Origin of the sequence: Lewinella sp. W8 (assembly GCF_004375085.3) — a bacterium.
Lineage (GTDB): Bacteria > Bacteroidota > Bacteroidia > Chitinophagales > Saprospiraceae > Neolewinella.
Window position 1 is genome coordinate 102,782 of sequence record NZ_SNAQ03000012.1, and the last position, 23,640, is coordinate 126,421.

The 23,640-nt window shown below is 57.1% G+C and carries 15 protein-coding genes; 10 read left to right on the forward strand and 5 right to left on the reverse strand.

Going from position 1 to position 23,640, the window contains the following annotated elements; genetic code table 11:
- Window positions 1-3 precede the first annotated feature (3 nt).
- Both E1J53_RS14385 and E1J53_RS14390 read right to left on the reverse strand, forming a co-directional pair.
- Window positions 4-1,506 carry a GH3 auxin-responsive promoter family protein gene (locus tag E1J53_RS14385; RefSeq protein WP_134272125.1) on the reverse strand — a complete coding sequence of 501 codons (1,503 nt, stop codon included), beginning with the start codon at window positions 1,504-1,506 and terminating at the stop codon, window positions 4-6.
- A 51-nt stretch (window positions 1,507-1,557) separates the two neighbouring features.
- Entirely contained in the window at window positions 1,558-2,484 is a 927-nt protein-coding gene (locus E1J53_RS14390) for a lytic transglycosylase domain-containing protein (RefSeq protein ID WP_134272126.1), read from the reverse strand.
- Window positions 2,485-2,677: 193 nt separating this feature from the next.
- Here E1J53_RS14390 and E1J53_RS14395 point away from each other — a divergent pair, with 193 nt between their 5' ends.
- Window positions 2,678-3,280 (forward strand): sigma-70 family RNA polymerase sigma factor, encoded by a 603-nt coding sequence (locus E1J53_RS14395; protein WP_216650052.1) that lies wholly within the window; start codon window positions 2,678-2,680, stop codon window positions 3,278-3,280.
- Window positions 3,281-3,290: 10 nt separating this feature from the next.
- A complete protein-coding gene (locus E1J53_RS14400) occupies window positions 3,291-4,088 on the forward strand; it encodes an anti-sigma factor (protein ID WP_134272128.1) in 798 nt (265 codons plus the stop codon).
- Between the two features lie 7 nt (window positions 4,089-4,095).
- On the opposite strand, the gene E1J53_RS14405 is transcribed toward E1J53_RS14400, so the two are convergent.
- Entirely contained in the window at window positions 4,096-4,572 is a 477-nt protein-coding gene (locus E1J53_RS14405; protein WP_134272129.1) for a DUF2452 domain-containing protein, read from the reverse strand.
- Window positions 4,573-5,001: 429 nt separating this feature from the next.
- Here E1J53_RS14405 and E1J53_RS14410 point away from each other — a divergent pair, with 429 nt between their 5' ends.
- The 4 genes from E1J53_RS14410 (at window position 5,002) to bshB1 (ending at window position 8,891) form a co-directional block, all read left to right on the forward strand.
- Complete coding sequence (locus E1J53_RS14410; RefSeq protein ID WP_134272130.1) at window positions 5,002-5,607, forward strand: hypothetical protein; 606 nt, start codon at window positions 5,002-5,004, stop codon at window positions 5,605-5,607.
- A 55-nt stretch (window positions 5,608-5,662) separates the two neighbouring features.
- Window positions 5,663-6,157: an Lrp/AsnC ligand binding domain-containing protein gene (locus E1J53_RS14415; protein WP_134272131.1), complete on the forward strand. Its 495-nt coding sequence runs from the start codon at window positions 5,663-5,665 to the stop codon at window positions 6,155-6,157.
- A gap of 36 nt (window positions 6,158-6,193) precedes the next feature.
- The gene (locus tag E1J53_RS14420; protein WP_134272132.1) at window positions 6,194-7,927 is read left to right on the forward strand and encodes an amidohydrolase; all 1,734 of its coding nucleotides are present in this window, start codon (window positions 6,194-6,196) and stop codon (window positions 7,925-7,927) included.
- A 226-nt stretch (window positions 7,928-8,153) separates the two neighbouring features.
- A complete protein-coding gene (gene bshB1 / locus E1J53_RS14425; RefSeq protein WP_134272133.1) occupies window positions 8,154-8,891 on the forward strand; it encodes a bacillithiol biosynthesis deacetylase BshB1 in 738 nt (245 codons plus the stop codon).
- Here bshB1 and E1J53_RS14430 read toward each other — a convergent pair.
- The gene (locus tag E1J53_RS14430; RefSeq protein WP_134272134.1) at window positions 8,884-10,194 is read right to left on the reverse strand and encodes a polysaccharide deacetylase family protein; all 1,311 of its coding nucleotides are present in this window, start codon (window positions 10,192-10,194) and stop codon (window positions 8,884-8,886) included. The genes bshB1 and E1J53_RS14430 overlap by 8 nt on opposite strands.
- Before the next feature lie 295 nt (window positions 10,195-10,489).
- Between E1J53_RS14430 and E1J53_RS14435 the strand changes: the two genes are divergently transcribed.
- The gene (locus E1J53_RS14435) at window positions 10,490-11,302 is read left to right on the forward strand and encodes a hypothetical protein (protein ID WP_134272135.1); all 813 of its coding nucleotides are present in this window, start codon (window positions 10,490-10,492) and stop codon (window positions 11,300-11,302) included.
- On the opposite strand, the gene E1J53_RS14440 is transcribed toward E1J53_RS14435, so the two are convergent.
- Window positions 11,303-11,908 (reverse strand): Sua5/YciO/YrdC/YwlC family protein, encoded by a 606-nt coding sequence (locus E1J53_RS14440; RefSeq protein WP_134272136.1) that lies wholly within the window; start codon window positions 11,906-11,908, stop codon window positions 11,303-11,305.
- 286 nt (window positions 11,909-12,194) lie between these two features.
- Between E1J53_RS14440 and E1J53_RS14445 the strand changes: the two genes are divergently transcribed.
- From E1J53_RS14445 to E1J53_RS14455, 3 genes are all read left to right on the forward strand, one after another.
- Window positions 12,195-14,558, forward strand: a complete 2,364-nt coding sequence (locus E1J53_RS14445; RefSeq protein ID WP_134272137.1) for a PKD domain-containing protein — start codon at window positions 12,195-12,197, stop codon at window positions 14,556-14,558.
- Window positions 14,559-14,936: 378 nt separating this feature from the next.
- Window positions 14,937-20,093: a gliding motility-associated C-terminal domain-containing protein gene (locus tag E1J53_RS14450; protein WP_216650053.1), complete on the forward strand. Its 5,157-nt coding sequence runs from the start codon at window positions 14,937-14,939 to the stop codon at window positions 20,091-20,093.
- Between the two features lie 180 nt (window positions 20,094-20,273).
- A complete protein-coding gene (locus E1J53_RS14455) occupies window positions 20,274-23,498 on the forward strand; it encodes a S41 family peptidase (RefSeq protein ID WP_134272139.1) in 3,225 nt (1,074 codons plus the stop codon).
- Window positions 23,499-23,640: the final 142 nt, after the last annotated feature.

The window sequence follows — 23,640 nt, forward strand, 5'->3', positions numbered from 1 at the left end:
GGGTCAGGATTTTTTGTGGGCGGAGAACCAATCGGCGATTTTACGGTCATTGCTCAGGCGGGGAACCTTATTCTGGCCGCCGAGTTTACCCTGACTTTTCATGTACTCCCGGAAGGAGCCTGCGGGTAGGGGAGTGATGACCAGTGGCCGGAGAATACCGCCGCTGATGAGGTCCTGGTAATAAATGTTTTGTTCCTGCATGGCCCGGTCCATGGCCGCCGCGTAGGTTGCCGGATCGGCGGGCGGCTGACTGAACTCGACGAACCATTCGTGGTACGGAAGTCCGCCGGCGGGCGGGTTTACCTGGGGGGCAACGGTAAATTCCGTCACTTCCGCCCGGAATTCGTCCGAAATGGACCGCAGGGCGGTTTCGACTTCCTTGCCGATCACGTGCTCACCGAAGGCACTGATGTAGTGCTTGATCCGACCGGTTACCCGGATGCGGAAGGGGTTGAGGCTCACGAATTCAACGGTATCGCCGATGTTGTATCCCCACAATCCGGCGTTGGTGTTGAGGATGATGGCGTAATTTTCGCCGGTGGTGACCTGACTGAGGTTCAGGCGGGTGGGATTATCCGCAAAAATTTCTCCCGCGGGGATAAATTCGAAGAATATGCCACTGTTGGTGTTGAGCAGGAGGCCTTCCTCCGTCTGGCTATCCTGAAAGGCGATGAAGCCCTCACTGGCCGGATAGGTCTCCACGCTGGGGATGCGGCCGCCCACTAACTTTTCGAGGCTCTGGCGATAGGGCTCAAAGTTGACCCCTCCGTAAACGAACATTTCCAGGTTGGGGAACAGGTCCAGAATGGTTTCTTTGCCCGTTCTTTCCAGCAACCGTTCGTAGTACATCTGCACCCAGGGCGGAATGCCGGAGATAAGGCGCATGTCGGCGTGCATCGTTTCGGCCACGATGGCTTCGAGTTTTTCTTCCCAGTCTTCGATGCAGTTCGTGGGGTAGGAGGGTAGCTGATTCGTCCGCAGCCAGGCGGGGACCTGGTGGTTGACGATGCCGCTCAGACGGCCAGTTGGAATGCCGTTCGTGTCATTCATTTCCGGGCTTCCACTCAGGAAGATCATCTTACCGTTGAGCCAGCCCCCTTGTCCCGTTTCGGCGTAGTAGTTGAACAGGGCGTTACGGGCCGTGCCAAAGTGATTGGGAATGCTCTCGCGGGTAAGGGGAATGTACTTTACGCCGCTGGTGGTGCCGCTGGTCTTGGCGAAATATTTTGGTTTGCCAACCCAGCTAACGTCGGCTTCCCCCTCCTTGATGCGATCGGCGTATTGCCGAAAGCCCTCGTAATCTACGATGGGTACGCGTTGGAGGAAGTCTTCATGATTTTTGATGTTGCCGAAATCATGGTTCTGTCCAAAAGCCGTGTTGCGGGCGGTGTGGACCAGATCTGTGAGGATATCCAGCTGGTTGTCCACGGCGCGCTTGGCGCTGCGGCGCAGCCTCCGGCGAACCAGGTTGGCGTAAGGTTTGAGCAATTGAGCTTTCAAATGCAGAAGCTTTGGGGTTACCGGAAGGAAACAAGGAAAGGCCCGAATGGGTGCGGCTTATTCCGGAATTTTAATGTCGTAGCTGTTTCCGCTACTGATGGGGAGGGAGCTGTCGATGAGCCACGGATTGTAAAGCTTGAGCATTCGGTAGGAGGTGCCCTGCGCTTCGGCAAAGGCTCCCAAATCGGAGATGCTTTTCTCCACCGTGATGGTTCGGAATTGATCCAGTGGGGGGTAGTAATCAGCGGCGTCCAGTTCGAAACCAAAGCTTTCGGGGTCCTCCATGATGGTTTTCAGCGCCACGATACGGAAGAGGTACTGCATGGTCTCGGCGTTGATGTGGAGATCGAAAAACTCGTCGGCGTTTTGCCGATTGCGCCATTTTTTGACGTTAGGCCCACCCATATTGTAGGCGGCGGCAACCCAGTGCCAATTCCCGAATTCTTTATGGTAATCCTTGATGTAGGCACAGGCCGCCCGGGTGGCCTTTTCGAGGTGGTAGCGCTCGTCGACTTCCTGGTTGATTTCCAGACCGTATCCCCGGCCGGTGGGGGCCATAAACTGCCAGACGCCCTTGGCGCCCGCTACGCTGGTGACGTTATCGAGGCCACTTTCCGCTACGGCCAGATACTTCAGGTCTTCGGGGAGTCCCTCTTCGGCCAGAATTTTTTCAATGGTGGGGAAGTACCGGGTCGTCCGCTTGAGCAGTAAAAGGGTGTTGCGGTGGAAATACGCGTTACGCAGTAATTCCTGGTCCAGTCTTTCCCGTACGTCGAAATTCTCCATCGGGAGTGCTTCTCCGGCGAAGTCAAAGGGCCGGTCCAGGTCCACGGGGCGCACCTTCTGCGGCAGTTGCCCTTCGTCCGCGTTGGTGGTTACCTCCGCAACGGGCGGAGCCGCGGGCTGACCGTTGCTGCTGGCCAGCACGAGCCATCCTGCGAGAAAAACCAGACCAATACCAATGCCGGAGAGTAAATGTTTCATGGAAGGGATGAGATTAGTCAGCCATACCTGCGGAAATTTCCGCAGCGTTCGGCAAAATAACGATAATTGGAAAACATATTTCCATATTGCTTCCGAAGAAGAAGGAAATGCTGTCGCAGTAGGGCAATGTCAATAATGTAACGTAGTTTTGACCCATTCCAGTCTTGAGGGACTGAACCTGTACGACACTATCGTGGCAAAAACTAATGTATTCAACGACCGGCAAGATCGGGTCCTGGCGTTGCTTCGGCAACGTCGCCAGGAGGGGATGCAGGAGTTGTTTACGCATTACGGTGGAGCTCTACTGACCATCATTAGTAAAATTATCGATCAGCCCGAAGTGGCCGAGGAAGTACTCCATGACGTACTCCTCAAGGTCTGGAATAACATCGATCAGTACGATGCCAGCAAGTCGAGATTCTTTACCTGGATGGCCCGGATTTCCCGGAATGCGGCCGTAGATAAAGTGCGTTCTAAAGGATTTCGTAAAAAAAATAAAACCGATTCACTGGTTCCTCTCGTAAGTAATAGTGTTGCCCACAGTGAGACCCCATCGATTGATCAAATCGGCGTTAGCGGACTCCTGACAAAACTTGACCAAAAGAGTAGGGGCATCATCGAACTTCTGTATTTACGGGAGTTTACTCAATCCGAAGTCGCCAAAGAACTTGACCTTCCGCTGGGAACGGTCAAAACCCGCGCCCGCCGGGCCATCCTTCAGTTACGTGAGTTGCTGAAGCACGAGATGGTGTGGTTGGTAATGGTACATTTTTTAACCCAAATAGCTTTATTCTAACGAAATAGTTTTGGACATCAAGCAGTACATAGCCTCCGGCGTTCTCGAGCTCTATTTGCTCGGCCGTCTCAGCCCCGAAGAAGCTCGGGAGGTGGAAGCTAATGCCCTGCAGTATCCGGAAATTCGGGCGGAGATGGACGAGATTGAGCTGGCCCTGGAGGCCTACGCTCAGGCAAACAGTTCGCCGCTGCCGGAAGGAATGCTGGATAGCTTGATGGACAAGATTGGCAATCCGCCCAGTGCAACCCCTCCGCCCAGCCCGCCGGTAGGTAGTGCCGGAGGTTTTGGTCTGGGGCGGATCGGGCCCTGGCTCCTAACGGCCATCCTGGCCATTGGCGCATTTTACCTCTTTAACCGGGGACAAGATCAAATGAATCAGTACCGGCAATTGCAGCAGCAATTCATCGAACTGGAGGAGGACTGCGGAGAACAGCAAACCCGACTGGCGGCCGCGCGTGATCAAATCGTGGCCCTCTCGGACCCCGCTACCCGTCAGGTATTGCTGGACGGCACGGACAACGCACCCGACAGCCGGGCCTTCGTATACTATAATCCCGAAGACCGCAAGACGCTCTTTGCGGCAGCTAACCTGCCGGAGCCTCCCGCGGGAAAACAGTATCAACTCTGGGCCATCGACGCCGACGGACCGAAAGATATGGGTGTCCTGGCGCTCGACCTGACGGCTGGCGCCTTCCTGGAAGTCCCCCACTTCGACGATGTGGCTGCCTTCGCCATCACGCTCGAGGACGAGGGGGGTAAACCTACGCCGGACCTGTCGCAATTGCAGGTGATCGGAAACGTGGGGTAATCATATTTTACAGGTCAACATCCTCCCTTCTCTCCAGAATATCCCACGTACGGTCAGCCAGCAGCTTGATAGTGGCGATATAGTTGTAGGGAGGATTGGGGCCCCATTCGGCGGGGCTGACGAGGCTCAGCACGCTCTTGCCGTTTTTGCGGACGTAGAGGTAATAGGTGCGCCCCACAATGGGATCGATGCCCATTTCCGCTTCGTAGATGCGCTCGGAAATCGTCATCCGGTGCTGGATCTCGTTGGCCTGGCGGGCGAGAAGTTCGATCTGGGCCTTGATCTGGTCCAGTTGCATGTCGGTCTGCTCGTACATAGCCGTCATGGCGAGGCCCTTGATCTTGCCCTTGTCCACGGGCTTGATCGTCGCCCCGCCCCGTTCGTGGGCGTAGGGCAGCAGGTGCGGATTTTCGGCAATTTTATCCGCATCGATGGGATTTACGAAATCCGCGTCTTCACCTTGTTTCTTATCCTTCTTGGCCATTGCTTAGCGTAACGTATTTTCGAAGATAGGGTTTAGTTTGGTTGCTGGTTGCTGGTTGCTGGAGGAAGATAGGTCGTCCGCCGAAACGCGAGGGACGAGCTGGTTCGTCTGCCGACCGGATATGGGAAGTTACTGGTTGCTGGTTGCTGGTTGCTGCGGGCGATGGTCCCGAGATCCGACCACCGAAGGGAGCTGCGAAGCAAAACTCGTCGGGATCATCGATTTAGGTAGACAATGCGACGGCGCGCAGGTGCAATGAATTATGGATGTTGTGAGACAAGGCATGCCTTGTCTCTACATTCCCAACAACATGGCACCCCGGCTGAGCACGGCAGTTCCGTGATCACTGCACCTGCGGTGACGCCAAAAAATGCCGCCAATATTCCGACTGGAAGGCCTACCTTGGAAATCCCTAATGATCCCCCTTCCTTGTCCACCTACGAAGAAAGTGACCTGCTGTTTGATTTTCCGGACGACTGGATCGTGCGGAAATACGACGATACGGTGGCCTATCAGAGCCTGAGTGGGCACGGACTGAAGGGCGTCGATTTTCTGGCGCTCACTCCCGACGGGAAATTATGGCTGATGGAGGTCAAGAACTACCGACCCCGGATCAGTACCCGAACCGGCAAAGAACACTTCGCCAAACGGCGCAGCCCCCGGGAGCTGGCCAATCACGTTGCCCGGAAGTTTGACGATACCTGTCGGCTGATCCGCATTGTGGACGCCTCCCTGCGCCGCAGATGGTGGTCACGCATCCGGTTATGGTACCTGGAAAAGCGGGCGAAGGACCGCCCGGAATCGAACTACTGGTTCTGGTCGGAAGCTCACCGAAGGGTAGACGATCCACAAAAAATCGTCCTGGTCCTCTGGATGGAAACTCCCGAAATCCGGGCGGATTACGACGAGGCCGTCCGTCGGGCCATTGAGGAACAACTTGCTCCCACCACGGAACTTATGGTACTGGAAAAGGACCGGGCCGGCGAAGTCCCCTTCCGGGTCAGGGATGCCTGGCTCGGCTGGGATACTCCCTAGCTTTTTTGCAGAAGGGTAGGGTTCACTATCTTTCGGCTTTACAGGAAGCACTTCCATGGCAAAACCGTACGAACTTGATGACCTGGATCGTAAGATTCTGGCCCTCCTGATGGAAAACGCCAAGCGTCCGTACACGGACCTGGCCGCAAAATTGTTCGTTTCCGGCGGTACGATTCACGTGCGGATGAACAAGCTCATCGCTGCCGGCATTGTGAAGGGGCAGACCCTGGAGGTCGACCACACCAAGCTCGGATACGACGTGACGGCCTTTTTGGGCGTTTACCTGAAGAGTAGTGGAGAATATGCGCCGGCGGCGGAGTATTTGCAAAGCATTCAGGAAATCGTTTCGGCTCACTACACCACGGGGGTCTACAGCATATTTCTCAAGGTCGTGTGCCGGGATACCGATCACCTCCGCCGGGTACTGCAGCGGATTCAGCAGTATGAAGGAATCCAGCGAACGGAAACTTTCATCAGTCTGGAGGAAAGCATTAACCGCCCGGTTCAGGTGATTTCACCGGATGAGCTGGCCGACTTATTGAACGATTAAACGAGGCGCGTCCTCGGCCCATAACCATACGCATCCATGCATAAAATCATTACGGGGCTGGCCCTTCTGGCCCTTCTTTTTTCTTGTGGCGAAGCAGCCGACAATGGCATTGAGCCCGCCGGACTTCTCGTGTATAACGCCAAAATATGGACCGGTCTCGACTGTGCCGGGGTAGAGCGTCCCGCCGGAGAAGATTACTGTGCCACGGCCATGCTGGTCGATAAACAGGGACAAATCATGTACGTCGGGCAGGACACTACGTCCTGGTCAGGGCACCTGCAGGAGGAGACCCGCCGGGTGGATGCCGGGGGGCAGTTTCTGATGCCCGGCTTCATTGAGGGGCACGCCCACTTCAGTGGACTGGGGAGTAGCCTGCGAAACCTCAACTTTCTGCGCTCGAAAAACTGGGACGAGATCGTCCAGATGGTGGCTAATCGCGCCAATGAGCTACCGGCGGGTGCCTGGGTAACGGGCCGCGGATGGCATCAGGAAAAATGGGATGAACCCCACGACCACAGCGTAGGTGGCTATCCCGTCCACGACGAACTAAGCCGATTGACGGAAGAAAACCCCGTTATCCTGCGCCACGCCAGCGGGCACTCCCTCTACGCCAACGCCAAAGCAATGGAACTGGCCAACGTCACCCGCGAGACGGTTGATCCACGCGGCGGACGGATCGTCCGCGACGAAAGCGGAGATCCCATCGGGGTATTCGAGGAACGGGCCATGGACCTGATCACCGATGCCTACCAGGACTTCGTGCAGAAAATGGCCCCCGAAGAACGCAAGGAAGAATGGCTGGCCGGTATTCGGGAAGCGGAGGCAGAATGCCTCCGGAAGGGTATTACCTCCTTTCAGGACGCGGGCAGTAAGTACCGGGAAATTGAATGGTACAAAGAACTGGACGAAGCCGATAGCCTCGACCTGAAGTTGTGGGTCATGCTACGACACCGAATTAACGAAATGGACAACAACATGGAGGGGCTGCCGCACTACGGCGACCGGTTTACCTGTGCGGCGATTAAGTCGGAACTGGACGGCGCCCTGGGCGCCTACGGGGCCTGGTTGATCGAACCCTACTTCGATAATCCGGGATTCCGGGGACAGAATACGACCCTGGTGGAAACCGTGGACAGTATCGCCCAACTGGCGATGGAAAACGATATGCAGCTGTGTGTGCACGCGATCGGTGACAAGGCCAACCGCGAAACCCTGAGCCTAATGGCCAAATACGTCAAGCCCGAAGATGATCGGCGGTGGCGGATCGAGCATAGCCAGCACCTGGACCCCGCGGATATTCCCCGTTTTGCGGAACTGGGCGTGATTGCCAGTATGCAGGGTATTCACTGCACCTCCGATGCCCTCTTTGCCGAAACGCGGCTGGGCACCGAGCGCGCCCGCGAGGGCGCCTACCCCTGGCGCAGCCTGCTGGATGCCGGAGCGGTGGTAACCAACGGTACGGACGCCCCAGTGGAAGACGTGGACCCCATCGAAAGCTTCTACGCCAACGTTACCCGGAAACGGGCCGACGGAAAGGCTGTGTTTTTCCCCGAGCAGTCCATGACCAGGGAAGAAGCCCTCCACAGCTACACGGGGGCCTGTGCCTACGCCGCTTTCCAGGAAGACCGACTGGGAACACTGGAGGCGGGTAAGGACGCCGATTTTGTCCTACTGACGAAGAACCTGCTGAGTTGCCCGGAGGATGACATTATGGACACGGAAATTCTGGCCACTTACGTCGACGGCGTGGCGGCCTTCCGTGCCCGCTAGCCAAAAAGGAAGTTAGATACTTTCTGGCGAACTACGGAAGTGGAAATTTCCGTTCGCTTGTGCCGTCGGCTGTACAAGGCTTGTGTCGCGGATTTGGCCAGATGATTTCGGGTGGAAATAAACTTATCCTCCCGGGAATGCTTTTCTTTGCCGGGCTTACCGATCAGGCTGCCGAAATGGCGACTCTCTGGTGGCCGCCCCCTCCAATCGTAAAAGAGCAATTTCCATGATTTCCGAAGTAGATATTCTGGCCATTGGCGTCCATCCCGACGACGTTGAACTCAGTTCCTGTGGCACCGTACTTACCCACATTGACCAGGGCTATACGGTAGGACTGCTCGACCTTACGCGGGGAGAACTGGGTACGCGGGGAAACGCGGAAATCAGGACGCAGGAAGCGCTGGATGCCGCCGAAATGATGGGAGCCAAATTCAGGGTCAACCTTGATATGCAGGACGGCCTGTTCCGCAATACGGAGGAAAACATCCGCAAGATTATTGGTGTCCTGCGGGCGTGCCGTCCTAAAATCGTACTGGCCAATGCCGTCGAGGATCGCCATCCGGATCACGGACGGGCCGCCAAATTGGTGGTCGATGCCTGCTTCTACAGTGGGCTGATGAAACTGGAAACCCGGGGTGAAGACGGAGAATTGCAGGAACGGTGGCGCCCGCAGGCGGTGTACCATTACATTCAGGATAAGAACCTGAAACCGGATTTTGTAGTGGACATTACCGGCTACCTGGAGAAGAAAATGGCCATCATCCAGTGCTATCGCTCCCAGTTTAACGACCACGAGAGCAACGAGTACGCCAAGGAGGCCAAGACCCCCATCAGCGGGAAGGACTTCATGGATTTCCTGAGCGCCAAGGCCCGCGGCTTCGGCCGCGAGGCGGGCTTCGAACTGGCCGAGGGCTTTAACGTGGCGCGGTATCCCGGGGTCAAGGACTTGTTCGTACTTAAGTAGCCGAACTTCGGAGGTCCAGTAGTTCAGCCACGAGCTGCTGGTACATTTCCCACCATCCCCGCCAGCCGTAGGCAGCAGAAAAGCTGCTGTTGTGCCACAGCAGCGTGAAGGGACCTCCGTAGGGGAGGGTAGCCGCGGCCAGGGCCAGTATTTCGGCTTTGGCCTCACGCGGTCCCAGGTCCAGGTATTGCTTCAGGGTCACCTCCATGGCCCCGAAGGGATGGACGCGAAAACCCGTGACACCTTCCCGGTCCAGATCGTACCAGTAAAAGGGGCGGTTCGTGCCCGCCCGCCAACCGATGGCGTCGGCGTAACCCATGGAGTAATCGTGCTGAATGCCGGCGTGGTATAACTGCCGGTAGGTATCGGGGAGCCGAAAACGGAGGAAGTGCTGCCGACTGCGAGTGATCGTTTTGCCCGTAATTTCTTCCAGGCGAGCACGTTCCTGATCAAGCAGGGGGGGGCGGTCGCTGGCTTCGTAGCTGGGGTGGATGCCACAGACCTGCCGTTGGCTCAGCTGTCGGATTAAGTCCCTTTGGGCGGCAGGAATGGGAAATGTATTGGGATCATGGCGGTTCTTGCCTTCCGACAGTAGCCAGAAATAAAGCACGCCCAGCCCGTGCTCCCGGTGCAAATTTTCCAATTGTTCGAAGGTCCAGTACGGGTCGTGGGTGTTGGTGCCGAAGAAGCGGTTGCGGGCGCGCTGCCAGTGGCCGGTGAGGAGGTCGCGTAATCCAGCGGCAACGCCCCGCCACCCACGATGCTGCCAGGCCCAGGGAATGTCTACGTCGTAGGTAAGTTGAAGCGACCAGTCGTTGGGAGATTGTGGGGATGTTTTTCCGGTGATGACGGTAATCAATCGTTCGGCCCATTCCGCCACGACGGGCCTTGGAAGGTAGCCCCACCGCTGGGCGTGGGAATCGGCCGCCGTAAACCGACCGTGCCCATCACGGGGGCCGGGGCCGTATTCTTCGTAGCGGCTGAGGGCAAAAAAGATGCAGGACAGGAGATCGGGGATTCCGCTGGGATCGGTGAAAAATACTGGCAATCCGTCGTCAACTTTTACCAGTAGGTCTTCTTTTTTGGGAAGCTTTCCGCTCAGGAAATCGTTGGCCGGCAGGCTGGGAACGGCGGGCCGGGAAAGTCCGTAGCAGCAGCGGTAATCCACCTTGGCGGCCCTCCATTGTTCTTCCTGGGTAAAGAGCCGAAACCGGTGCCCGGTGACTCCGGTCAGTTCCCGAATCACGTACCGTAACCTCGGATGACGGTGCGTACTCAGTAGGGCAACGGTGGACTCGCGCATCGGGAAGCGTTGGTGAAGAAAATGTGGGTTGATCAGGCCACGGTGTGTGCAGGGTAACGAAATACTCGGTTCAGCCGGTGCGGGTGCAACGTACCTTCCGGCGGCCGGGAAGTGTGGCCAATCAAGCCTGCTCCTCTCCCGATACCATGGCACCTGCACGCGTTGCCCAAGCCATCAGCTCACCACAAAGGTAAAATTCCGGACGGACCGGCGGATTTTTCCCTTCCGGCGAAATATCTCCACAACAATAGTGCCCGTTTTCCTGTCTTTTCTTCGTGTCGCTTATCTTAGTATCATGATGAGATTCCTTACTGCCCTCTTCTTCCTGCTTTTCCTGTCCTCCTGGGCCTCCGCCCAGCAGCAACTTCCGGGCAACCAGAACATCTACGATGCCGGTGGCGTAGGAATCGTCTATGACCACGAACTGACCTTTTACGCCGGGCTGGCTACGCCCCGTAATTTCTTCTTCGGGGTGCGTTCGGGCAAGCTGATCACCTACGATAAAATGCGGTACTGGACGGCCTCGTTTGGCGACATTCGCCATTCCCGGGAGCGTCGCGAAAATCCCGACCGCATCAACCTGGCGACCAACCGCGTCAGCCGCGCCTACGTGTTTGGCAAGCAGAACCAACTCTACGCTCTGCGGGTGGGGTTCGGACAACGGACGTACCTGAGCGAGAAAGCGCGGGAACGGGGAGTAGCCGTAGGGTATTCCTACGAATTCGGCCCGACCCTTGGCCTGCTGAAACCCTACTATCTGGAAGTGGACGCCGGCGAACCCGGCCGGCCCGGAACCATCGTCGACATCCGCCACACGGGGGAAAACACCGCCGAGTTCCTTAACCAGGATCGCATCTTCGGGGCCAGTGCCTGGACGGTGGGCATCGATGAAATTGCCTTCCGCCCCGGAATCCACGCCAAAATCGCCGCTCACTTCGGCTTCGGAGCCTACGAAGAGTCGGCCAAACTTCTGGAAACCGGACTGATGGCGGACTTCTTCCTCGGCAACACGGACATCATGATCGAAAGTGACCTTACGCCGGGTGTGTCTAACAGTCCGCTGTTCTTAAGCCTCTTCGTTAACTTCCATTTCGGAAAGCGCTGGTAATCAGCGGATAAACTCAATTTCTTCCAGGGCATTCACCCGGGCCCGCACGGCGGGGTATTGCCCGATTTCGTCCCGTTGACGACGGGGAAGGGTGTAGTTGGCCGCCCGCAGTACGTCGGACCGGATTCGCCCGAATCTCGTGGGCAGTTCGGTGGCTCCCTGGCCGAGGGCCAGGCAAGCGACGAGGGGTACCTCCAAATCTTCACATATCCGGTAACAGAAACTGTCCATGGCCAGTCGGACGGCCACTTCTCCGTTCTTATCAATCATGGCCAGCGGTACCCGTCTTCCGGCGGGAACCAGAAGGGTCAGGGGACGGCGATGGTAGGCCAGCAGCGTATCCAGTCGGGGGTGGATCATGGGGCACCATTCGCGCAGGGTTTCCTGATCACCGAAGATCAGCTCGGGGCGGTTGATGCGGGAGGGCGGGCAGGCGGCAAAGAGTTTGTCGACCGCCGTGGGAAGTTGCACGTGGGCGGTGAGCTGCCACAGGTTCGCGGTGGGCAGGAGCAGCAGACCACCGGTGTGTAAGGTCGACAGGGCCTTGGTGCCACGCGGTGGCAGCGGATGGTGCATCTCGGGTAGTGGGTTAGTCCTGATGTTCATTCTTTTTGGTAAAGACCCCGGCCCAATCGGGGCCGGTAGCGGTTTCAAATACTTCGTGAGTCATCTCATGACCCGTTGGGGGAAACCCCCGGTCGGTCGCGAAACGCTTTAATTTTCAGGACTACGATTCTCCACTAAGGGAGAGAATACCAACCTTTTATCGGTTTGGAGACGTCTGACCGACAAGCGGTTTGACTTTCTTCCTGAACCCTGGATAAAAGAACTGCATTCAGACTAGGAAACTGTATTTTGCCGTTCAGATTGTACCCATCCTAAATTTTTAAGATTGATACCGAGCAAGTTTTTCCATAAAGTCATCCTACTTGCGTTTGTTGCTCTGTTTTTCCTTCCCCAAAAGGCGTTAGCTGACCACATCGTGGGGGGAGAATTCAGCTATGAGTGCCTGGGCTTCCTCAACGGGGATACCCTCTCGGGAATTAAAGTCTACCAAATCCGGATCAATATGTATCGGGATTGCGTAGTGGAGGGGAATACCGGTAACGCCTGGTTTGACGGCGACCCCGCTGGGATGGGGCCAAACGGGGAAGCCAGCCCTGCAGCCCATATATCAATTTATCGGAGTGGTACTCCAAACCCCATTGAAGAAACCTTCCTAATCGAGTTAGATTCCTGGCGACCAGTGGACATCAACCTGGGGAATCCATGCTTAGTGATTTCGGACGAAATCTGCCAGCAAATCGGTATCTACGAATTTACCGTCGAGCTTCCCGTAGTCGACGAGACCTACACCCTGGTCTATCAGCGCTGTTGCCGTAACAGTTCCATTACCAATATGACCAACAGCGGCCAGCGCGGCACTACCTACTTTATTGACATCACCCCGGAGGCGCAGGAACTCTGTAACACCAGCCCCCGTTTTAACATCGATCCACCCATCGCGATCTGCGTCAATGAGCCCTTCCAGATTGACCTGGGGGCCACCGACGCCAATGGCGATAGTCTGGCCTATAAATTTTGCTTTCCCCTGCTTGGAGGAGGGACTGACCCGGGGCCGCCTAATGCACAAACCACGACTACTTTTGACGATATAGTTCCTAGAATCGAGTCTCCTCCCCCCTACACGCCGATCGTTTTCCGGGGGCCGCAATTCTCCATTTTTGACCAGCTCGGGGTCGGGAGTACGCTGACCATCGATTCCCTCACGGGCTTACTGGCCGGAGAGCCCATTTTCCGGGGAACCTTTGTGTTGGGCGTGTGCGTGGAGGAATGGACCCGCGGCCCAAATCCTATTCTGCTGAGTGAAACCAAGCGGGAATTTCAGCTGAACGTAAGCCTCTGCGGTAATCAGGTGAACGCCGATTTGCTGGAAACGGAACTGGACGACCAGGGACGCTTCTTCATCCGTCAGTGTGGCCCCGGTACGAATACCATCATCAACGAAAGTACCAACGTCAACTTCATCACGGAGTACGATTGGGAACTGATGGGCCCTAGTGGACTCATCACCGGTTCCAACCGGGACTTTACCTCCACGATTAACGATGTTGGGGTGTACGAGGGAATCATGATCCTCAACCGGGGTTCCTTTGCCGAAAATTGCCGGGATACGGCGGAATTCCTTTTGGGTGTCTTCCCCGAAGCTGAGGCCATCTTTGAGGCCACTGAGGTAGGCTGTGATGATGAACCCGTGGAGTTCACGGATATGTCCACTACCGCCGGAACGAACCAGATTGTCAGCTGGTCGTGGGACTTCGCCGATGGCTCCACCGGAGCTACCCGGCAAAACCCCGTACACCAGTATCTGATCCCGGGAGATTTTCCCGTCCAGCTGACCATTACCGACGACAACGGCTGCACGGCCTCGGTGACCAATCAGGTGCCCTATTTCCCGAGTCCGCGAACGATCATCATCGAGCCGGAAGACGGTTTTGGTTGCGTACCCTACACCAAAGAATTCATTAACCGCAGTCGACCGATCGACGATACTTACACCTTTGAGTGGGAGTTCGGGGATGGCGGAACGGCCGACGTCGCCAGCCCTACCCACGTCTACGAATCTCGCGGCGTTTACGACGTGTATCTGGGGATCACCAGTCCGACCGGATGCTTTGTGGATACCGTTTTTCAGCGTCTGGTCGACGTCCGGGAAGCCCCCGAAGCAGACTTCTTCTGGACGCCGGATGAGGTTACCAACTTGTTTCCGGACTTCCGGGTCTTTGACCGAAGCCGCGGAGCCACGCAGCTGCGGTATCAGATTGTGAACTCCATGGGGGAACAAGTATTCACCACGCCTACCCCAGATTTCGACTTCCGTTTGCGCGATTCTTCCACCTACCTCATCTCCCAGTTCGTTACCCACCCCAGTGGTTGTGTCGATACCCTGACGCAGGAAATCAAGCTTAAGCTTCGTAACTCCTTCTTCATGCCCAATGCCTTCACGCCCAATGGAGATGGCCTCAACGACATTTTCCTCCCCGAGGGCGTCCTCTTTGGTGCCACGAACTATCAGTTTCGGGTCTGGAATCGCTGGGGGGAACTGGTGTTTGCCTCCAACGAACCCGAGATTGGCTGGAACGGTCGGTATAAGGGTTCGGATAGTCCCGGAGGAGGGTACCTGTGGGACGTCAGCTTCACGGACGTTGGTGGAGATGAGCAGGCCTTCAAGGGCGGAGTGGTCCTCATCCGTTAGTACGGCGAAATCTTTTTAGTCATTCCTGATTGACAATTTGCGGGGATGAGCGGGCAAAATTGAGGGCCGAAGACCCGGAAATCAGAAAATTTCGCATTGCGGGGGTTTTTAACGGGGTATATGTGATCTTTAGCCAATAATCCGAACCGTAATCAGTTCTACTTATTGATTGGCCCAAATCTGTCTTGGCTGTGATTATGGTTTCATGTTTTTAGGACGACCGGACGACGCAAACCCCACACACCACTTACTAGAATGACCCGTAGCTCATTGCAGCACCGCTTGCCGATGTTAACTCGTGCATCGTTCCTGTTTTATTTGATCTTTTGGCTGTTTCCTTTTGAAATAGCGGGCCAGTGCCTGACCCCGGAACTGGCCATGATTAACAGCTGTATTGAGCACCCCAATCCGAATGGCTCCAATCTGGACGTCGAGTCCGAAATCCTGGTGATGCGCAGTGGTTTGGTGCCAATTCCGGTGAATGAGATCGGGCTTGATCTTCCCTTCAATGGATTCGGTCCGGATAATGCCGACATTGGTGTTGACCTGAATGGGGACCCTCTCGGATGCACCTTCCAGGAGCCCACGGTAACCGCCCTGCCCGGCTGCGATAACGTAATACCCTTAGGGCCGGGAGACATGATTCCCCCCAACGCCGTCGTGGTGGCCTTCATCACGGGGACTACCGTTACGGCCGATGTACTGGACACCGATTTTAGCAACCTCTGTGAAGCCGGTGTGCCCATCTACGTCCTCCAGAACGCCTGTGAACGCACCGCCGGTGCCTTCGCCAACGGGCCTCCGGGAAGCGGAAACCCGCTGCGCACCATCACGGTGGTTTCCTTTTGCGGACTGCGGGGTTTCACCTACAACACTCAGGAAATTGATCCGGCTGATGGCACCTACTACATCGTCGGACTGAACGAAGTAGGGAACCTGAACTGTGATTTTCCGGTGCTCCCGCAGACCTGTCCGCCCCTGGATACCACCCTGAGTATTTGCAACCAGGGACCGACGGTCGATCCTCCTTTTGACCTCGATCTTGCCCGTCAGTTATACCCGAATAACATTCTCAGTATTTCCTTTCACAACAGTGCGGTGGAAGCGGAGGGCAATTCCAATGCCCTGAGCTCGTATGCTGGCCCCACCAATGCTTCGGATACGCTTTATGCCCGCCTGATTTACCAGGAAAATCTCTGCATTACGGTGGGGCGTCTGGTAATCAATTTTCCGGACGAGGCTAACGTGGCCACTCCTCCCTCCATGCCGGCCGTGGCCTGTGACCCTTCGTTCACGGGTTTTGGCACCTTCAATCTTCGAACGCTTGACGATGAAATTGGCGGCGGAGCTCCGGTTACTTACTTCACCGATTCGGGAGCAACTAACGAAATTTCCGACCCGACGGCCTACTCCGGCAGTGACCAGAGCGTTTTCGCGCGGGCCGGACTGGGAACCTGTCAGGGGAATATTGTGGAGGTTCCGCTTGCGTTTGATCGCGGCCCGACGGCCAATACTCAGGTGAGTCCGACGAGTTGTCCGGACGTGGATGATGGCGAAATACTGGTTACGCCTGCGGGCAACGGACCCTTCGATTACGATTGGCCCGGCGAGACCTTTGACGGACAGGACGAAAGAACGGGACTTGCCGCCGGATCTTACAACCTTACCGTCACCAACGCGAACGGTTGTGCATTACCGGTAGCCGTCAGCGTACCGGCGGCGGATTCTGTGTCCATCAGTTGCACTACGGTGCGGGGAGCAAGTGGCCCGATGGCCGCCGATGGAGCCGTGAGCATTACAATTGCTGAGGGTAATCCTCCCTTTATCGTTTCGTATAGTGGCGCGGACGCAGGTGCCGTGACCACCTCAAGTCGCACGGTTTTAATCGATAACCTATTGCCCGGAGATTACTCATTTTCGGTAGAAGACACCAACGGATGTAACAGTGCCAGCTGCACGACGACCGTATTGTTTGTGGAGCCCATCGACCTGCGTTGCTTTGTCCTCAACAACAGCAACGGAACGACGGTACTCGGAGCCCTCCGGATTCAAATTGACGATGGGGCGGAGCCCTTCACCGTCGTATTGTCCGATCAGAACGGTAATACGAGCACCTTCCCCAACCTCGATCGCGGAACCCACACTTTCCCCAATCTGCCCGTCGGGCAGTACACCATTACGGTTACGGATTTCTTCGGGCAGACCGAACAATGTAGTCGAAACATCATCCTGGATGCCTGCCCCCTAAACATTCTGGAGACCCAACTCCTGACCAGCGATTGTACCGGTTCGGATAACGTAATCATCCGGCTCACCATCGGTGGAAATGAGGGCGCCATCATGACCCAGTGGGGCGGCGGAAACGGCATTGAGATTTTCAACGGCCAGCAGGAGGCCGGACCGCTACCGCCCGGCTCGTATTTTGTGGCGGTGAGCGACATGAGTGGTTGCCCGCCCGAGATGGCCGGTCCGATTACGGTCAGCAATCCGGGCTTACCCACCTACGATGTAGCGGGGGACTTTATGACCTCCCCCTGTCAGTCGGATGGCTTCATCATCGTTACACCCAGCGGCGGCGGAACGCCGCCCTTCCGGGCCTTCCTCCACGACGCCAATACGGACGCGGAACTGGCCATGAGTCCCAACCGGGACGAAGGAGAGTCCTTTACCTTTACGGGCCTTTCCGGAGGAGATGGGACCGCCAACTATTACGTTTACATCACGGACCAATTGGGCTGTGCTCTGGATACTACCTTCATCCCCATCGTTTCTTCTCCGGCTCCTTCGCTTACCCTCCCGCCGGCGGATCAGACCATCGTCCCCGTAACCTGCACCGGCGGTAACGATGGCAGCATCACGGTGAGTGCTAGTGGTGGAACGGCGCCCTACGACTACCGCTGGATTGAATTCCCTCCCGCCGCCAGCATCCCGGCGGATGTCGGCGTTGCTACCCTCACGGATCTGATTGCCGGTACCTACGGCGTGGAGATTACCGACGCGAGTGGATGCATGGACACGGCCCGGGTGGACCTCCCCGACGGCGGGCAGCCGAGTCTGGTCTGCGGCAATACGGTGGACGCCTTCGCCGGAATGTTGGGCAGCGTGGCCGTGACCACGTCCGATGGCCTGGGTCCCTACCGCATTGAAGTGACGGTAAACGCCAGCACGGAGGTATTCAGTGGAATTCAGGCCGGGCAGGATACCCTCCGAAACCTCCCGGAGGGGCTTTATCAGGCGGTCGCAATTGACGCCAACGGATGCCGATCGACGGCCTGCTCTTTTACCATCAACGCCGTCGGTTGTGATTTGGCGGTGAGCCTGGATACCCTTCCCATCACCTGCGCCACTACGGGACGTATCGTTGCCGGGATCACGGGAGGGCAGGCCCCCTACACCTTACGCTGGAGTGACCCGGCCTTACCCGACGACCGTGACACGGTATTTCCCGTCACTCCCGGCTTGTACGCCGTTTCGGTGGAAGATGCCCTGGGTTGTATGGTGGACACGAGCATTCAGGTCAACGAAATCGATGATCGGCCGCGATTATTGAATACCCCCTCCTCGCTGCCAACCTGCGGTCAGGATAGTCTGGAAATCCCGTTGCGTTTTTCCGGTCAGGCCCCCTTTGTCCTGCAATATTATCTGGAATACCCGTCGGGGATACGGGATACCTTCCCCCTGGATTTTTTCACGAATACGGATACCCTGCGGATCGCTCCGGGTGACGTGGCCGATACCGCGGCTACGGTAACTCTATTTCAGTTGTTTGACGCCCGCTGCCAGTTTCCGCTGGCCGTCAATTTTCCACTTGACCTTAGCCGTGAGGACACCATTCTGCGTACGGAAACCTACTGCGGAGTGGATTCGGTGGAGATCGCCGGTCGATTCTTTACGCCCACCTTTCCTTCAGATACCTTTTTCGTGGACGACGGTAGCCTCTGCGGCCAGCGGTTCCTGGTGGACCTGACCTTCAATGCCGGTAACCGTCCGGATACTTCGGTGGTCTTCACCTGCCCCGGATCAACCTACACGGAGAACGGAGAAGAGTTTGACGCCAATCGTCCGGAAGGCCTGGTGCGTTACCCTCGACCGGGAGATTGTGACAGCGTCGTGTACGTTCGCCTGGACTTTCCTCCCGAAGCACTCGGGGAGTTTTCTACCGGGGCTTGCGCCGGCGACACCATCTTCTACGGCGATCGATTCTTTACGGATGAAGTCAGCAGTGGTCTGGCGGTGCTGCCCGGTCAGGCAGCCAACGGCTGCGACTCTTTGGTCTTCGTGAACGTCAATTTCCGCCGAACCGGAGAAGTTCGCCTCTTTGGAGATTTTGAAATCTGCCCGGGGGATAGCATTGACCTGCGGTTTACCTACGATGGCCCCGGCAGCGTAAACGCCGTACTGCGAGACGGTTTCGGCCGGACCCAAAACCTCAACGGGTTGAGGAACGGTAGTCGGGTAACCCTATTCCCCGATGCCTCCACCAGCTATCAACTCATTGATGCGGGCATCGGTGGTTGTCCGGCGGGTTTTGCGGGAAGTTCTTCCGTAGTCGTCAATGACCTTTCCGGTGAGGTAGAAGTACTGACCGACCCGGGAGATTTTTGCGTCGATACGCTGGGTAGGGCAAGGGTGACCCTCAGTGGTGGGGTAGAGCCCTACACTTTTGCCTGGAGCAATGATCGCGACGTACCGACTAATCTAAACTTACTTCCGGGCACCTACGCCGTAACGGCCACGGACGCCGACGGCTGCACCTACATTGACTCCGTGATGCTCCGCGGTCGTACCCCCCTCATCGCGCGCTTTGCCCCACTGGCACCCGACTGTATCGGTGGGCTGGGCGGACTTGAAGTGGACACGATTTTTGGCGGTAACGGTTTTTACGAGATGAGTGTGGACGGCTCCTTCTTTCTCCCCGTAGAACAGATCGCCGATTTCCAACTGGAGCCGGGTATCGTGGATATTATGGTGCAGGATGCCACGGACTGTTCCGCTGAGGTCCGGGTCTTTATCCCACCCGCCATTCGCCCGGAATTCAACCTCCCCGCCGATACCACCATACTGCTGGGAGACAGTCTGGTACTCGACCCCAACATCAGCGTTGGCGTCGATACTTTTTGGTGGAGTCCGGACATTGGAGTCGGTAGTGTAGGTGGGCAGGCCACCAGTATTCGACCACTGCAGAGTACGGTTTACACCCTGACCCTGATTACGGAACCGGGCTGCACTTTCGTCCAAACCGTTGACGTTACGGTGGATGAACGGACGCCGGTTTACGGTCCTACTGCCTTCAGCCCCAACGGAGACGGGATGAACGAAATCTATCAGTTGGGCCTTGGTCCCGCCGTGGAGTCTCTGCTTACTTTCCAGATCTATAATCGCTGGGGAGTTATGGTGTACCAGGGGACGGAAGGTTGGGATGGAATGCTCAACGGCCAACGTGCTCCGAGTGCCGTTTACGTTTACCAGGCGGAGGTGCTACTGACCGATGGGTCTACCCGCTACGTGAAGGGAGATTTCGTCCTGATGCGGTAGAGCGGGAATTTTAGCGTGGGGTGGGGAACCGATACGGCCAGCATTCCGGGAGCAGTAAGGCAATTTCAGCTTGCTGGACTTATCTTACTGCTCCCAATAAAACCTCACCTTATGTTACCCCACCAGTCTAGTGTGTTTCGGTGTCTCCTCCTCTTGGGAGGCTTTTTCATCTCATGCCAAATGCTCAGTGCCCAGGGCACCCGCCTGCTTCGGCAGCCGGACATGAGCGACAACTCGATCGTCTTCGTGTACGGAAGCGACGTTTGGACCGCCGATAAGGACGGTAATAATGTGCGGAGAATTACCAGCACGCCGGCCGTAGAATCAACCCCCCATTTTTCGCCTGACGGATCGAAAATTGGCTTCACTAGTAATCGTCAGGGCAGTAATGCCGTCTACGTCGTGGATGCGCAGGGAGGGATACCCACCCGCCTCACCTGGCACCCTTCTTCGGCCACGGTCCGGGGGTGGACGCCCGACGGAAAGTCGGTGCTCTTCGCCAGCACCCGGGAAACCGCACCGGTCGGCTTCAACCGCCTGTGGACGGTACCAGTAGCGGGTGGCCCCGCCAAGCTGCTGAGTGAACAGTGGGGCTTTGATGGCAGCTATTCCGGGAACGGAAAGCAGATGGCCCTTGATAAAATGAGCCGCTGGGACGTCGAATGGCGGGCCTATCGGGGAGGACAGAATACGCCCCTGATTCTCCTGGATCTCGATACCCAGGAAGAAACCCTGATCCCCAACGAGCGGACTACGGACATTCATCCGACCTGGGTGGGCAATGAAGTATTCTTCTTATCCGACCGCGACTGGACCATGAACGTCTGGAGTTATAACGTGCGTTCGGGCGACCTCCGGAAGGTGACCAATTTCCGGGAAACCGACGCGAAGTGGCTTTCCGCTCACGGGGGGCAGTTGATTGTAGAACAAAATGGATACCTGCACACGGTGGAACCCGGCAGTGGGCAGGTCACCCAACTGAACGTTACGGTCATCGGTGATTTCCCCTGGGCGGAAACGAAGTGGGAAGACGTCAGTAGCCGTGCCGGATCCGTGTCCCTGTCGCCCACCGGCAAGCGGGCGCTGATGGCCGCCCGCGGTGACATCTTTACCGTGCCCGTGGAATACGGCGACGCACGCAACCTTACTGCTTCCTCCGGGGCCGCGGATCGAGCACCCCTCTGGTCGCCCAAAGGCGACCAGATCGCCTGGTTTTCGGACGCCGGCGGGAACGGATACGGCCTGTACCTGAACGATCAGGACGGACGAGGCACGCCCCGGGTCCTGTCCATCGGTGCCTCCAAAATGGCCTGGGACCCGGCCTGGAGTCCGGACGGGAAACACATTGCCTTCACGGATGATGACGTCCGGATTCGGGTCATTAACGTGGAGACGGGAGATCTGAAAACCGTGGACGTCGGCGGTACCAACCTCGACCGTGGCGGTACCAGCCTGACCTGGTCTCCGGATTCCCGTTATCTGGCCTACGTGAAGTCGGGGGCTAATAATTTTCGGCGGATCATGACCTGGGACCAGGAAGACGATGAAGTGCGCCCCCTGACGAACGCCTTCGCTGATTCCTTTGCGCCCTCCTGGGACCGTGATAAAAAGCATTTCTATTTCCTGGCCAGTACCAACCTCGCCCTCGGCTCGGGTTGGGCCAATACCAGCGCCATCCAGGCGGACCCCACCTACGCCGCTTACGTGATCGTGCTGCCTTCGGACGAGGATTCCCCCTTCATTCCCCGAAGCGACGAGGAGGAAGTGGAAGAAGAGGAAAAGAAGGAAGGGGACAGTAGCGAAAAAGAAGAAGACAAAGAAGACGAAAAGGAAGAGGGAGAGGCTAAAGAAAAGAAGAAGGATGGCGTCACCATTGACTTTAACCGGCTGGACCGTCGCACCATTGCCCTGCCGGTGCCCACGGCCAATTACCGGCTGACGGCAACCGGTGGACCGGGTAGCCTCTTCCTGGGAGAACGGAAACCCGGTTCTCCGGGACTGACCCTCCATAAATTCACCCTCAAGGAGCGTGAGGCCAAGGAATTCGCTGCGGGAGTCCGGGGACTGGCGGTTTCCGCCGACGGCAAGCAGATGATTCTGCGCAGCGGCCCGGGATGGAAAAGGGTGAAGACCGGTGGCCCCAGTGGCAAGAACGGGGATTCCTTCAGTCCCAAGTTACGCATGAAGCTCGACCGCATGGCCGAGTGGAAGCAAATGTTTGACGAAGCCTGGCGCTACGAACGCGATTATTTCTACGATCCGGGCCTGCACGGCCGGGACTGGGACAAAGTGTACGCCCGGTATGCTCCGCTCTTGCCCTACGTTCGGCACCGGGCGGATCTGACCTACCTGCTGGATCAAATTAACGGAGAACTTAGTGTGGGGCATAGCTTCGTTTTCGGAGGCGATTACCCCGACACGGAGCCCTCCCAGGTAGGGTTACTCGGAGCAGATTTGGCCATCGAATCCGGCCGTTGGCGGATCACCCGCATCTACACCACCGAGAGCTGGAACCCCGGCCTATCCAGTCCGCTGGACCGACCGGGACTTGAGGTAAGTGAAGGGGATTACCTGGTGGGGATCAACGGAACCGAGTTGACGGCGACCATGAATCCCTTTGCGCTGCTAGACGGAACTTCCGGGAAGCAGACGATTCTGCACGTGAATTCCGCGGCCAGCTTTGATGGCCACCGGGAAATTGTCGTGGAGCCCATCCGGAGTGAGAATGCTCTGCGGCAGCGGGGCTGGGTGGAAGACAACCGCCGCAAGGTGGATGAACTCTCCGGTGGCCGGCTGGCCTACATCTGGGTACCCAATACCGGTGGACCGGGATTCGTGAACTTTAACCGCTACTACTTCGCCCAGCAGGACAAGGAAGGGGCCGTCATTGACGAACGCTTCAACGGTGGTGGACTGCTGGACGATTACATGGTTGATCTCATGACCCGATCGCTGCGGGCGGCGATCACCAATGAAGTCCCGAACGGTAAACCTTTCCGTCTTCCCGCGGGCATTCTGGGCCCCAAGGTGCTGTTGATCAATGAACGTGCCGGATCGGGGGGAGACTTCTTCCCCTGGGTTTTCCGCCAGCAGAAGGCCGGCCCCCTCATCGGGGCGACTACCTGGGGTGGGCTGGTGAAATCTTCGGTGCATTACGGACTCGTGGATGGGGGAGCACTCACCGCTCCCGACAACGCGGTATTCGATCCGGCGAAGGGGCAGTACATCGGAGAAAACACCGGTATTGCTCCCGACATTGCCGTGCGGCAGGATGCCCAGTCGCTCAGTAACGGCCGGGATCCCCAACTGGAACGCGGGGTGCGGGAAGTCCTTAAAATGCTGGAGGCCCAGCAGAAGACGGAGGTGAAGAATCCTCCCTACCCAAAACCGGCGATTAAAAACTAGATTATCGGGGCGACGGAGCGCAGGTGCCAGCTTGACTGGAAATTGCCCGGCACCTGCGCTCGTCGCCTGCTGTAATAACTCGATGCCCCGCGACTTAATCTAGAACCCGGAGGCATCACCAAAATTCCATCGACCCTGCAAT